Source organism: Bacillus sp. SYZHCR11 (assembly GCF_057196865.1).
Map to the genome: position 1 here is coordinate 972,649 of NZ_JBXUND010000001.1, position 12,752 is coordinate 985,400.

Below are 12,752 nucleotides of genomic sequence, written 5' to 3' on the forward strand. Positions count from 1 at the left end.
GTTTCTTTCTCCATGCCGGAAGGGAGAAACTGTGAAGAATTCGGGAACAATTTCTCAATCACCCTAAAGTTCCATGCACTGCCACCGATATTAACCATAGAAAGCTAGTATAAAGGATTTGGTGAAAACTATGGATAAAACATCGATTATCGGTATCATCCTCGCCGTGATTGCTTTAAGCGTGGGCATGGTGCTGAAAGGGGTCAGCTTAAGCGCACTCGCTAACCCGGCAGCTATTCTGATTATTTTGTTCGGTACGATTTCTGCGGTGATCATCGCATTCCCCGGAAAAGAAATCAAAAAAGTGCCTGCCCTTTTTAAAGTGCTGTTTAAAGAAAACAAACAGCTGACAATTGCGCAATTAATTCCTATGTTCTCTCAATGGGCGCAAATCGCCAGACGTGAAGGTCTGCTCGCATTGGAAGCAAGCATTGAAGACGTGGATGACGCATTTTTAAAAAACGGCCTGAGCATGGCGGTTGACGGACAAAGCGCAGAATTTATCAGAGATATTATGACTGAAGAAGTTGAAGCGATGGAAGACAGGCACCAGGCCGGCGCAGCGATCTTTACACAAGCCGGCACATATGCGCCGACACTCGGCGTTTTGGGTGCGGTCATCGGCCTTATCGCCGCTCTTTCCAACATGAACAATACCGAGGCGCTCGGACATGCCATCAGTGCGGCGTTTGTCGCCACCCTTCTCGGGATTTTCACAGGGTATGTACTTTGGCATCCCTTCGCCAACAAACTGAAACGCAAATCAAAGCAGGAAGTCAAACTGCGTGAAATCATGATCGAAGGCGTTCTGTCAGTGCTTGAAGGACAGGCCCCGAAAGTGATCGAACAAAAACTTCTCATGTATCTTCCTGCGAATGAACGCGCAAAAGTCGCTGAACAAGAAGGAGAGGCAAACAATGGCGAGAAAAAAGAAGAAGAAGCATGATGACGAGCATGTGGATGAGTCTTGGCTGATCCCGTACGCGGATTTGCTCACCCTTCTTTTGGCTCTGTTCATTGTATTGTTCGCCATGAGCTCGGTCGATGCGGCGAAATTCCAAATGCTGTCTAAATCATTTAACGCCGTGTTTACCGGAGGCACGGGTGTTCTTGAATATTCAAGCGTCACCCCTCCTGAAAACGAAAAAGACGGCGTTGATCAGTTAAAAAAAGACAAGGAAAAAGATAAAGAACAGAAAAAGAAAGAAAGAGAAGCAGCCGACCGCGAAGAACTTGAAGGCGTGCAAAAGCAAGTCAATCAATTTATAAAAAACAAAAAGCTTGAAACTCAGCTGGAAACAAAGCTGACTAAAGAAGGACTCTTAATTACCATTAAAGACAGTATCTTTTTTGATTCCGGACGGGCGGACATCCGTCAGGAAGATATTCCGCTTGCCAAGGAAATCTCGAATCTCCTTGTGCTGAATCCGCCGAGGAATATTATCATCAGCGGACATACGGACAATGTGCCGATTAAAAACTCACAATATCAATCTAACTGGCATTTAAGCGTCATGCGGGCCGTCAACTTCATGGCTATTCTCACGGAAAACCCGAAACTTGACGCAAAAGTATTCAGCGCCAAAGGTTTCGGAGAGTATAAACCGGCCGTGTCGAACAAAACCGCTGAAGGGCGCAGCAAAAACAGGCGCGTCGAGGTATTGATACAACCTAGAAACGCCGCGACTGACCAAAATCAGTAATATAAAAAAGGAAGCCTTTCAAACGGCTTCCTTTTTTATTTCTGATGAAAATGTTTAGCGTTTAACCCCACTCTTTTCAGCATTTCCGTACACATTTCTATCTCTTCATCACTCAGCACACTGATCATTTCTTTAATTTCTTCAGCATGATCAGGGAAAATATCGTCCAAAAGACGGATTCCCTTTTCGGAAATTTGTGCGAAAGTCACTCTTCTGTCAGTCGGCGAGGCTTTTCTGATGAGAAGTTCTTTTTTCTCTAATTTGTCAACAACGTATGTAATACTTCCGCTCGCTAATAAAATTTTGTCGCCGATCTGCTGAAGCGGCTGGTTGCCTTTGTGGTACAGCAGCTCAAGCACCGCAAATTCCGTCGGGTTCAGACCGTGCTTATGAATATGTTTATTCATATGGTCGTTAATAGATCGGTACGCACGTGACAGTACAATAAATAATTTCAATGAGTTTTCTGTTTTATCCGTCATACATTCAATCATCCTTTTACAAAAGAAACCGTTACAGAGAAACATTAATAAACAAAATGAAAAATGTCAACAAAAATGTTTCCAAAATTTCTCTTCTTTTTGTCTGGCCTTAATAAAATAATTTGTTTTTCTATCATTTTGGTTATTTTTTCTTATTAAAGAAGTATAAAAATGATATAATACCTCTATTCAAGTGTAATGTTGGAGCGATGCAGAGTGAATACATTTAAAGGTGCCCGGGGAAAGATCAAACTTTATCTCATATTGGTGATCATCCCGGCACTTATTATCAGCTTTTTCATTTATGAAAAAGAAAAGCAGAAAATAGCCGATAAACACATACAGGAAGCCAGTATGATGCTCAACCTTCACCGCAATAAGCTCAATTATTTAATCGGTGAAACAAAAGCCCGGATGACAACACTTGCGATCGCTGTCGATAAGCCTGTCAATGAAGAAAAGATCATTGATATTCTCGATCAGGCTTTTGAGGATGAACCCAGATTCAGCGGTCTGTATATGCTGAATTCCAAAGGTGATGTCATCGCAAGCACGACTGATCTGAAATCAAAGGTGAATTTGGCCGACCGACCGTATTTTACGAAGGCGAAAAAGACGAAAAAAACGGTTATCACAAATGACTACTCCAGCAGAATTACAGGCCAGCGCATCTTCACGATCTGCGTGCCGGTGTTAGACGCAAAACGGGAAGTCACGGATTATTTAGTAGCCGCTATCCAAGTCGATTATTTGAGAAATATGATCAATATGCTGAGCCCTGACGTTTATGTCAAGGCAACCAATCAGAATAAAGTGATATTTGCCAGCGGACGGGCTGATCAATCAGAAGGGGTGAAACCGGTCAGCGGCTATCTGGATGATATTAATTGGAATATCAATGTTTATCCGAAACCGGTTGAGCTGAACGAGCTGACCAAAAGCGTGCTGCTGCCGATGTCCAGTATTGCCGTGCTGCTGAATATTCTGTTCATCCTCGTCCAATATTATCTGCTTAAGCGCAAGACCCAGCTGGAGCGCGCTCAAAATGAAGCGCAGAAATTGGAGCTGATCGGAACGCTTGCCGCCAGCACCGCCCATGAAATCCGCAACCCGCTTACAGGGATCAGCGGCTTCATTCAGCTTTTGCAGAAAAAATACAAATCGGAGGAAGATCAGCTGTATTTCTCAATTATTGAGCAGGAGATTAAACGGATCAATCAGATTGTCAGTGAGTTTTTAGTGCTCGGTAAACCCACTGCTGAACGGTTGGAAGTGAATTCGCTGCAGGATATTCTTGATGAGATTATGCCGATTATTTATTCTGAAGGGAATCTGTATAATGTGGAAGTGAATGTGGAGATTCTCGTCAATCGGCCGCTCAAGGTCAACTGCACGAAAGACCATATTAAACAGGTGATTTTAAATGTCGCAAAAAACGCGCTGGAATCCATGCAGGAAGGCGGCCGGCTGTCCATCTATTTAGAAGCCCGCGACCATAAAGCAGTCATTAAGGTGGCCGACAACGGAATGGGCATTTCTGAAGATATGCTTGAACACATTTTTCTTCCGTTTGTAACGTCAAAGGAAAAAGGCACCGGCCTCGGCCTTGTCGTATGTAAACGAATCATGCTGATGTACGGCGGTTCGATTGACATTCAAAGCGAAGTCGATAAGGGCACAGAGGTCACCATTACCCTCCCTGCCGCTTCACGATGAAAAAAACACCCTGGGTCGGGGTGTTTTTTATTTAAAGAAGAATATGTGTAAGAGGATATACCAGAGGAACGGCATCATAGCCGGCAGATAGTACGAGGCGCTTCGTGAGCCGTGCCAGCGGAAAAATCTGCTGACTGTACGCGGTCATCTTTCGGATGCGGCGCTTGATCAGGAAGCGCATTCAGTCTTCGTTATCTGTTTTATCATCAATCATTTGTTTGCTTCATATGCAGGCATGACGTCACCGCGGGAGAACAAGCCTATTTTCTTCACAAGGCCCTGTATTCCTTGGTGATGTGTGCGATCACGGTTTACCAGCTGCTGATACGCGTTCATCAGACAGTCCAGTTCCTGGCTGTGCCTGATCGTGTCATATCCGGTAAACCCTTGTCTGTTAGCCGCATCTATCATCATTTTTCTTTTTTTATCAATAGATACAAGCAATTTTTCTTGTTCAGAATAACTGCCCATTCACTTCACCCCTCACCGCTAAAAGAATAGGAAACAAGTTTGATTGGGTTATTGAGCATTATTACAGATTATACTTTATTTGTAAACATTTTTTTACTAAATAACTTATTTTTTCATTTCATATTGGAATCTTTAGCATGAATACGAGAATAATACCCATTCAGGTAATGATATAAACAGAATGCGGCATATTCAAGATTTAAAAAACAGCCACAGCTGACTTTATATTACAATAAAAAACCTCTCATGCCGGCGGGGGCATGAGAGGTTCGGGCGTCTATCAGTTTTGCACACTTTCATTTTCGTAAATCGGCACCCAGCCCTCAGTCGTCACGAAAATTCGGATTGCGACGACCCGGCGGTCTTCCTGAAGCGTAAAGTAGTGGCGGATGTTCTCCGGAACTGAAATCAAATCTCCCGGATTTAAACGGACGTCGAAAAATGTGCCGTCTTTGCCTTGAATGACGAAGATGCCGTGTCCGCTGACGATAAAGCGGACTTCATCATCCGTGTGGTGATGTTCTCTTTGGAAATTTTTTAATAATTCATCAAGATTCGGCGTGGTATCTGATAAAGAAATGACATCCTGAGACTGATATCCGCGCCGGGCTGAAATGTCCTGAATCTCCGTGTCAAACGCCGCGAGAATCCGTTCTTTTTCATCTTCTGTCAGATTGTATTTCTCCGAAAGCTCAGACGGAAGTTTTTCAATGTTCCACTGCTCATAGATCACCTCTTGTTCGTCTAAAAAGCGCGCTACTTCTTCCTGATTTTCAATGAGCGTATTCTTTTCGTCATGAATTCTGATGGTCGCCATTTTCCGTTCCTCCTTTTATTTTACAAGCTGCGGCCGCAGTGACAGAAGCTTGAGGTGGCAGCTGAATAAAAATTCATAGGCTTCCAGCACCCTTTTCGCTTCAAATGCGGTCCGCCCCCATGCCGTAATGCCGTGATTACGGATTAACACCGCGCCTGAGCCGGCGTCCGCATGGTGCGCGAAGTTTTCGGCCAATGCCGGGATGTGCGCCGGGTTGTCAATGATCGGAACGGTCACGGACGCGTTTTCCTCCCATAATCCGAGCGCCTTAATCATCTCCTGCCCCTGAAACGTGATTTGTTTTTCATCCCCGTAAAGCTCTGAGATGACATTATTATTAACGGTATGGACATGCAGACAGCAGCCGGCTTCTGTCTTTTGGTATAAGTAAGTATGGAGAAGCGTTTCCGCTGAAGGTTTTAAAGAATGGCCGGTCTCAGCGGGCTTCCCGTTCTCATCGATTAAGAGAAAATCTTCGTCTGTTTCTTTTCGTTTGTCTTTTCCGCTCGCCGTAACGAGGAAAGTCAGCGGCGCGTCGGATACTTTGATGGAAAGATTCCCGCTCGTTGCCGGGAACCAGTCTCTTTCGGCCAGCTCGCGCTTTACCTCGGCAAGTTCGCGCCAGCGTTCTTCTTTTACAGCCATGCCTGCACCTCCCCGATGTTTTCAATGCCTGTTTTCACCTCATGAAAATCTTGAAAAGGCAGATGCCGGAGGCCGAGTTCTTTGCATTCAGTCAAAAGATAATCTCTAGCAAAACACATATCGGATAACTTTGCAGCCTCAACATCCGTGACCGAATCACCGATCATAATGAGAAATTTCTGCTGATCGGACAGCTTCCGGATGACTGACGGTTTGCAGCAGCCGCATTGATTGGTGCAGCCTCCGTCACAGGCGTGCGGCCAGTCTATATGAATATATTCATTGTCAAAGGATGCATGATTGCAGAAAATCCGCTCCTTTTCTACGATCCCTTCCAAAAGCGGATGCACAAAAAAGTCCATTCCTCCGCTTACGATATAAAACGGGAGGCCGTTTGACCGGACAAACGAGACAAAATCCAAAAAGCCGTCCCGTATTTTCGCATCCTTCAGAATAAAGCCGGTCAGTTCTTCTTTTAAGCTGCTCGGCAGCAGTCCGAACATCCGGCCGACTCCTTCTTGGATTGATAGGCTTTTAGACAGAACACCGTCTTTTAATTCAAGCCACTCAGGAGGCGCGAATTCTTTCATCATGCTGACAATGTTGTCGTTCATGGTGACCGTTCCGTCGAAATCACAAATAATCAGCGGTGTGCGGGTCATACGGCTTCCACCCTTCCCCATTTGTCTAATGCGAGCTGAAGATCTTTGCACGACGCGGCTTTTTCTTCAATCGGCTGCGCTTCAAGCACCGCATCAATGATGGCGCGGAACGCTCTTCCGCCGCCCTCGGCTCCTTTCGGATGGCCGTGAATGCCTCCGCCGGCATTGATGATGTGATCGATGCCGAAATCGCGCATCAACAATGGCACCATACCGGGATGAATGCCTGCCGACGGGACAGCAAACGACGGATGAAAGACATCGTCTTTTACACATTCATCATGAATTGCAAGCGCGGACTCCTTCGGAAGAGCAACGGATCCGTAAGGTGACGGAAATAAACTGAAATCAGCGCCGCAATAGCGGTTCAGCTTGCCGAGCAAAAGCGCATGCGACAAGCCGTAAACGGGAGATGAAGTGAACGCGCCGCTGACTGCCGGATGCGCCATGATCGGAAGCGGGATTTCCCTGTCTTCGGCAAGGCTCTGCATCACATCTAAACCGTAAGCGAACACATTCAATAAAAGCGCGTCCGCCCCGAGTTCTGCCGCGCGCCTCGCTTTATCCCGCAGTTCAGCGGTCCTTCCCGTAAGGTTTACGGCATACAGCGTTTTATGCCCCGTCTCCTCCCGGGTTTCCTTCAGGACTTGTTTTCCTTCGATAATGCGGGTTTCAAACGGAGCCAGTTCATTTTCAAAGAAAATTTCGTCATCTTTAATCAGATCCACGCCTCCGAGCGCCTGCTGTCTGAGCTGTTCTTTAATGTCGGCGAGATCCCGTCCGATCACGCCTTTAAATATGCTCATCAGAAGCGGTCTTTCAAATTCGCCCAGCAGTTTGCGGATGCCGTATATACCGAATTTCGGCCCGGGAAGGGAGCGTTTAAACCCTTCGGAAAATTCAAGATCAGTCAATTTTATTTTTCCGTCCAGTGACAGCTTTCCGAATACCGTCGTCAGGACGGCCGGAATATCTCTTGAAAAGTTCGCCTCGGGATAGGCGATAGTGATGACGGATTGTGTTTCGTTTTCTGAGGTTCCTTCTTTCTCCTCAACTTTTACGACCCGGCCTTTATGTTTTCTGAGCTGTTCCTGCTTCACCAGGGGCAGGTCAGTCCAGGAGCCTACCGTCAGCCCCGCCGCAATCTGTTCCGCCCGCTTTTCACTGTCCGTTGTGTCTGTCAGAAGATATGTTGCCAATACTTCGCTCATGCGTGAACGCCTCTCTTTCTTTCACAAAACATAAAAAAACCTCTTCCCTATGAGCAGAAAGAGGCTTCGTGTTATGTCCGAATCTTATCTCTCAGCTCCTGCTGCAAGAATTAGCACCGTGCTTTATCAGTCGGTTGCCGGGCTTCATCGGGCTCGTCCCTCTGCCTGCTCTTGATAAGAATAATGATTTTATAAAGTATTTTGAATTATCGCATTGTTATCCAGATATGTCAATGCTTTTTCGGGTGAAAAGATTCAGTTTCCCGATCCGTTCCGCAGCTTCTTTAAGTCTTTCTTCACTTGTCAGAAGACCGACTCTGATATAGCCTTCCCCCCATTTTCCGAACCCGTTTCCGGCAGCGACGGCGACATCCGCTTTCTCGAGCAGCAGATCTGAAAACGACTGTGACGTATAACCGTCGGGCACAGGGAGCCATGCAAAAAAGGAGCCAGCCGGAGCCGTCACATCCCAGCCGATACCGCGGCAGGCTTCAATCCATGCATTGCGCCTCGATTCATATCTGTCATTTTGCGCTGCGACGCATGCCTGATCCTCTAAAAGAGCGGCTGCCGCCGCCTGCTGCGCCGCGGGAAACAGGCTGACAAACATATGATCCTGATAAAGATTGATCGCTTCGATGACAGAAGCGTTTCCGACGGCAAAGCCGACCCGCCAGCCCGCCATATTATACGTTTTGGACAAGGTATAGATTTCGATTCCCGTCTCCTTTGCGCCTTCCGTCTGCAAAAAGCTCAGCGGTTTATGCCCGTCAAAGCCGACGGCTCCGTACGCGAAATCGTGAACGACACAAATACCGTTTTGTTCCGCAAAACCGACTGTCTCCTCAAAAAACGCCTCTGTCGCCACAGCGCCGGTCGGATTATTCGGATAATTGAGATAAAGCAGCTTCGCCTCGCTCCGCACCTTTTCAGGAATTACGCTGTAATCAGGGAGAAACCCTCTTTCTTCCGTCAGCGGCATCATTTCCATTTTCGATTTCGCAAGGGCGACGCCCGACCAGTAATCAGGATATCCGGGATCAGGCACCAGAATGGTATCTCCCGGGTTTAAAAGACATTGCGGAAGCTCAACAAGTCCCGCCTTGCCTCCGAACAGCACGGCGACTTCCGTGTCCGGATCAAGCGTGACCCCGTACTCCCTTTCATAAAATGCAGCGGCTGCTTTTTTGAAGCTGTAAGCGCCCCGGAATGATGAGTATTTATGATTTTCCGGCCTTTCGACGGCGCGCTTCATTTCTTCAACGATATGCTGAGGCGTCGGCTGATCAGGGTTTCCCTGCCCTAAATTGATGACGTCTCTGCCTTCTTTCAGCTTTTGATTCACTTTTTGCACCAATGATGCGAAAAATTGTTCCGGCAGCTGTTTGAGTACATCTGAGATTTCAAAGTTCATATTTTTCACCTTCTAAAAATGTCTTGAAATGATAGTCCATCATCATATATGGTTAAATAAAAAAAGTAAAGAGAAACTTGAGGTGTTAAAAAATGAAATGGACCGTTTCCTGTTTGCAATTTGATATTTCATACGGAAATCCTTCAGAAAATTTTAAAAAAGCGGAATCTTTGATTGAGCAAGAAAGCCGCCATGCGGATGTAATCGTGCTTCCTGAGTTGTGGACAACCGGCTATGATCTCACACGGCTAGACCAGCTGGCGGATGAAAACGGCAAAGTTTCGGAACAATGGCTTAAAGAAACGGCAAAAACATACAACGTACACCTCGTTGCCGGATCTTTTGCGGTCAAAGAAGGCGAAAATGTCTATAACACCATGTACATCGCCGATAACAGCGGACAGATCGTGAAGCGGTATCAGAAAACCCATCTGTTTCAGCTGATGGATGAACACCTTTACTTGTCAGCGGGAAACAGTGACGGTTCCTTTGAGCTCGACGGTGTCAAGTGCGCCGGGCTGATCTGCTATGATATCCGTTTCCCCGAATGGATCAGAAAGCATACGTCCCAGGGCGCGAATGTCCTGTTTATCTCTGCGGAATGGCCTCTGCCCCGCCTTGATCATTGGCGAAGCCTGCTTATCGCCAGAGCAATTGAAAACCAATGTTTTGTCGCAGCCTCTAACTGCACGGGGTCCAATCCCGATAATGAATTTGCCGGCCACAGCCTGATTATTGACCCGTGGGGCCGGATTTTAGCCGAAGGAGACCGGACGGAAGGCGCAGTCCGGGCGGAAATCGATGTGTCAGAAAGCGCGGCCGTCCGCGGAACCATTCCGGTTTTCCAAGACTTGCGGCGTGATTTATATTAATTTTCAAAAAAATGTTGACAAGAATATCCGGCACCTGCTAATATTTTCATCAACTGATTAATCCGAATTGTGATACAAATCAATATATTTTCTCTTATCGAGAGTTGGGCGAGGGAATTGGCCTTTTGACCCCAACAGCAACCGACCGTAATTCCATTGTGAAATGGGGCGCGTACATTTTGCGCCGAGACGATTGTCTCATAAGGCACGGTGCTAATTCCATCAGATGTTATCTGAGAGATAAGAGGCGGACTGCACTGTTTCAGCCTCCTTCTCTTTCAGAGAAGGAGGCTTTTTTTCGGGCGTATTCTCCGTCACGATCTCTTACTGCCACTACATAATTGGAGGGTAAATCCATGTCAGCAACTAAAACAAGTCTTTATGAACAATTAACAGAAAGCTCCGCCGCCGCGTTAGCCGTCAAGCTCGGCTTATTCCAAAGCAAAAGCACTCTGACATGCCGTGAAATCGGCGACGGCAATTTAAATTACGTCTTTCATGTTTACGATAAAGAAAACCAAAAAGGACTGATTATCAAACAGGCGATTCCTTACGCGAAAGTCGTCGGTGAAAGCTGGCCGCTTACAATTGATCGGGCGAGAATCGAAAGCAGCGCCCTCATCCGCCAGGGCGAACACGTGCCGCACCTCGTTCCGGCCGTTTACTATTCCGATACTGAAATGGCCGTCACGGTAATGGAAGACCTCTCACATTTGCAGATTTCAAGAAAAGGGCTGCTGGAAGGGCAGCATTATCCGAACTTATCGGTTCATATCGGTGAATTTTTAGGGAAAACGCTTTTTTACTCATCCGATTATGCGCTTGATGCGAAAGTAAAGCAGCAGCTCGCAAAGCAGTTTACAAATCCTGAGCTTTGCAATATTACAGAAAGGCTTGTGTTTACAGAACCGTTTCTCGACCATGAGACAAACGATTTTGAGGAGGAGCTGCGCCCGTACGCAGAAAAAGTTTGGAACAATTCCCGGCTGAAAGAAGGCGCTGACGAATTGAAAGCCATCTTTCTGAATTCCGCGGAAACATTGGTTCACGGCGATCTGCACACGGGAAGCATCTTCGCCGATGAACATGAAACAAAGGTGATTGATCCCGAGTTTGCTTTCTTCGGACCGATCGGGTTTGACATCGGCCAATTTATCGCCAATCTGCTGTTAAACGCCCTCAGCCGCGACGGTGACGACAGACAGCCGTTATATGACCATACTGCCGCCGTATGGGATACATTTGTGAAAACATTCAGTGAAGCATGGGAGAAAGACTGCCTGCCTTCCCGCAGACACCTGCTGGAAGACACACTGAAAAACGCGTTTGAAGAAGCGGTCGGTTTTGCGGGATGCGAATTGATCCGGCGCACGATCGGACTCGCCCATGTGGCTGACTTAGATGAAATCACTCCGTTTGACAAACGAATCGAACGGAAGAAGCTGGCGCTTGAGATCGGCGCCTATTATATCGAAAACAGAAAAGAACTGAAGCATATCACCGAGGTTCTGGACCAATTTAAGCTCCGTGTAAAGGAATGATGCAGCATGACCAATGAATTTGCCATCCCCCGTTCTGTGGAATGGAAAGAAACCTACATCCGCATTTTAAATCAGCAAAAACTTCCCGACGTCACTGAGTATGTGGAACTTGAAACAAAGGAAGATGTATTCGACGCGATTGTCACGCTGAAAGTAAGGGGCGCCCCGGCCATCGGTATAACCGCGGCATTCGGACTCGCGCTCTCCGCCAAGTCATTTGAAGCCCGCGATCTTTCAGATTTCCGACGTCAGTTCGCGGATGTCAAAGCGTATTTAAACAGTTCGAGGCCCACTGCCGTCAACCTCGCGTGGGCGCTTGACAGACTGACGGATTCCATCAGGGATGCAATCTCAATCAATGAAGCGAAGACAACGCTCGTTCATGAAGCCATTCAAATTCAGATTGAGGATGAAGAAACCTGCCGAATGATCGGCCAAAATGCGCTGCACCTTTTTAAAAAAGGCGACCAGATCATGACCATCTGCAATGCGGGCTCGATTGCTACAAGCCGGTACGGTACGGCGCTTGCTCCCTTTTACTTAGCGAAACAAAAAGACCTCGGCCTTCATATCTACGCATGTGAAACAAGACCCGTTCTCCAAGGATCCCGGCTGACGGCGTGGGAGCTGATGCAGGGCGGAATTGATGTCACACTCATTACGGACAGCATGGCCGCCCATACAATGAAGGAAAAACATATTTCAGCAGTCATTGTCGGCGCTGACAGAATTGCTAAAAACGGAGATACGGCCAACAAAATCGGAACTTACGGCCTCGCTATTTTGGCAAACGCCTTTCAGATTCCGTTTTTTGTGGCCGCACCGCTTTCGACCTTTGACTTGCAGATTGAAAACGGCGATCAGATTCCGATTGAAGAAAGAGATCCGGATGAAGTCAGACAGATCTCAGGCATACGCACCGCTCCCGAAGATGTGCCGGTCTTCAATCCGGCCTTTGACATCACACCGGGCAGCCTGATTTCAGGCATTATCACCGAGAAAGGAATTGTGACCGGTTCTTACACGGAAGAAATTGAACAATTATTCGCCGACTGTCAGCTGAGCTGAAAAACCGCTGATGATGTTGCCTCGGGCAATGTCAGCGGTTTTTTTGTCTGCACAATGTAATCACTTCATCTTTTTGGGCGGCTGTAATGAGATGCATTTTAAAAAACAGCTCTGCATAACCGGCTATCTTTTGCGGACGGCTCATTTTCA

General features: G+C 46.9%; 13 protein-coding genes and 2 riboswitches. Of the genes, 6 read left to right on the forward strand and 7 right to left on the reverse strand.

Annotation, left to right across the window (positions count from 1 at the left end; all coding sequences use genetic code 11):
* Nucleotides 1-130: 130 nt before the first annotated feature.
* The gene (gene motA / locus AC2CGA_RS04180) at nucleotides 131-946 is read left to right on the forward strand and encodes a flagellar motor stator protein MotA (RefSeq protein WP_003154684.1); all 816 of its coding nucleotides are present in this window, start codon (nucleotides 131-133) and stop codon (nucleotides 944-946) included.
* Nucleotides 918-1,703: a flagellar motor protein MotB gene (gene motB / locus AC2CGA_RS04185; RefSeq protein ID WP_003154685.1), complete on the forward strand. Its 786-nt coding sequence runs from the start codon at nucleotides 918-920 to the stop codon at nucleotides 1,701-1,703. The genes motA and motB overlap by 29 nt, the downstream gene beginning before the upstream one ends.
* 35 nt (nucleotides 1,704-1,738) lie before the next feature.
* Here the strand turns inward: motB and mhqR are convergent, their stop codons facing one another.
* Entirely contained in the window at nucleotides 1,739-2,185 is a 447-nt protein-coding gene (gene mhqR, locus AC2CGA_RS04190; protein WP_003154686.1) for a MarR family transcriptional regulator MhqR, read from the reverse strand.
* 198 nt (nucleotides 2,186-2,383) lie between these two features.
* On the opposite strand from mhqR, the gene kinD reads away from it, so the two are divergent.
* The gene (kinD, locus tag AC2CGA_RS04195) at nucleotides 2,384-3,901 is read left to right on the forward strand and encodes a sporulation kinase KinD (RefSeq protein WP_046559543.1); all 1,518 of its coding nucleotides are present in this window, start codon (nucleotides 2,384-2,386) and stop codon (nucleotides 3,899-3,901) included.
* Nucleotides 3,902-4,111: 210 nt separating this feature from the next.
* Here the strand turns inward: kinD and spo0E are convergent, their stop codons facing one another.
* From spo0E to AC2CGA_RS04225, 6 genes are all read right to left on the reverse strand, one after another.
* Nucleotides 4,112-4,372, reverse strand: a complete 261-nt coding sequence (gene spo0E, locus AC2CGA_RS04200) for an aspartyl-phosphate phosphatase Spo0E (RefSeq protein WP_003154690.1) — start codon at nucleotides 4,370-4,372, stop codon at nucleotides 4,112-4,114.
* A gap of 280 nt (nucleotides 4,373-4,652) precedes the next feature.
* Entirely contained in the window at nucleotides 4,653-5,189 is a 537-nt protein-coding gene (locus AC2CGA_RS04205; RefSeq protein WP_003154692.1) for a 1,2-dihydroxy-3-keto-5-methylthiopentene dioxygenase, read from the reverse strand.
* A 15-nt stretch (nucleotides 5,190-5,204) separates the two neighbouring features.
* Nucleotides 5,205-5,834, reverse strand: a complete 630-nt coding sequence (locus AC2CGA_RS04210) for a methylthioribulose 1-phosphate dehydratase (RefSeq protein WP_043867037.1) — start codon at nucleotides 5,832-5,834, stop codon at nucleotides 5,205-5,207.
* On the reverse strand, nucleotides 5,825-6,496 hold the full coding sequence (mtnX, locus tag AC2CGA_RS04215; RefSeq protein ID WP_015388315.1) for a 2-hydroxy-3-keto-5-methylthiopentenyl-1-phosphate phosphatase: 672 nt from the start codon (nucleotides 6,494-6,496) through the stop codon (nucleotides 5,825-5,827). Before mtnX ends, AC2CGA_RS04210 begins: the two co-directional genes overlap by 10 nt.
* The gene (gene mtnW, locus AC2CGA_RS04220) at nucleotides 6,493-7,707 is read right to left on the reverse strand and encodes a 2,3-diketo-5-methylthiopentyl-1-phosphate enolase (protein WP_015388316.1); all 1,215 of its coding nucleotides are present in this window, start codon (nucleotides 7,705-7,707) and stop codon (nucleotides 6,493-6,495) included. The genes mtnX and mtnW overlap by 4 nt, the downstream gene beginning before the upstream one ends.
* A gap of 81 nt (nucleotides 7,708-7,788) precedes the next feature.
* Nucleotides 7,789-7,888, reverse strand: a riboswitch (SAM riboswitch).
* A gap of 36 nt (nucleotides 7,889-7,924) precedes the next feature.
* The gene (locus tag AC2CGA_RS04225) at nucleotides 7,925-9,121 is read right to left on the reverse strand and encodes a pyridoxal phosphate-dependent aminotransferase (RefSeq protein ID WP_003154701.1); all 1,197 of its coding nucleotides are present in this window, start codon (nucleotides 9,119-9,121) and stop codon (nucleotides 7,925-7,927) included.
* A gap of 92 nt (nucleotides 9,122-9,213) precedes the next feature.
* Between AC2CGA_RS04225 and AC2CGA_RS04230 the strand changes: the two genes are divergently transcribed.
* The 3 genes from AC2CGA_RS04230 (at nucleotide 9,214) to mtnA (ending at nucleotide 12,602) form a co-directional block, all read left to right on the forward strand.
* Nucleotides 9,214-9,993 carry a carbon-nitrogen family hydrolase gene (locus AC2CGA_RS04230; RefSeq protein WP_165625622.1) on the forward strand — a complete coding sequence of 260 codons (780 nt, stop codon included), beginning with the start codon at nucleotides 9,214-9,216 and terminating at the stop codon, nucleotides 9,991-9,993.
* Nucleotides 9,994-10,084: 91 nt separating this feature from the next.
* Nucleotides 10,085-10,240: riboswitch (SAM riboswitch) on the forward strand.
* Between the two features lie 109 nt (nucleotides 10,241-10,349).
* Nucleotides 10,350-11,534, forward strand: coding sequence for an S-methyl-5-thioribose kinase (gene mtnK, locus AC2CGA_RS04235; RefSeq protein WP_003154703.1), 1,185 nt, complete (start codon nucleotides 10,350-10,352; stop codon nucleotides 11,532-11,534).
* A gap of 6 nt (nucleotides 11,535-11,540) precedes the next feature.
* On the forward strand, nucleotides 11,541-12,602 hold the full coding sequence (mtnA, locus tag AC2CGA_RS04240) for an S-methyl-5-thioribose-1-phosphate isomerase (protein WP_003154704.1): 1,062 nt from the start codon (nucleotides 11,541-11,543) through the stop codon (nucleotides 12,600-12,602).
* Nucleotides 12,603-12,752 lie beyond the last annotated feature (150 nt).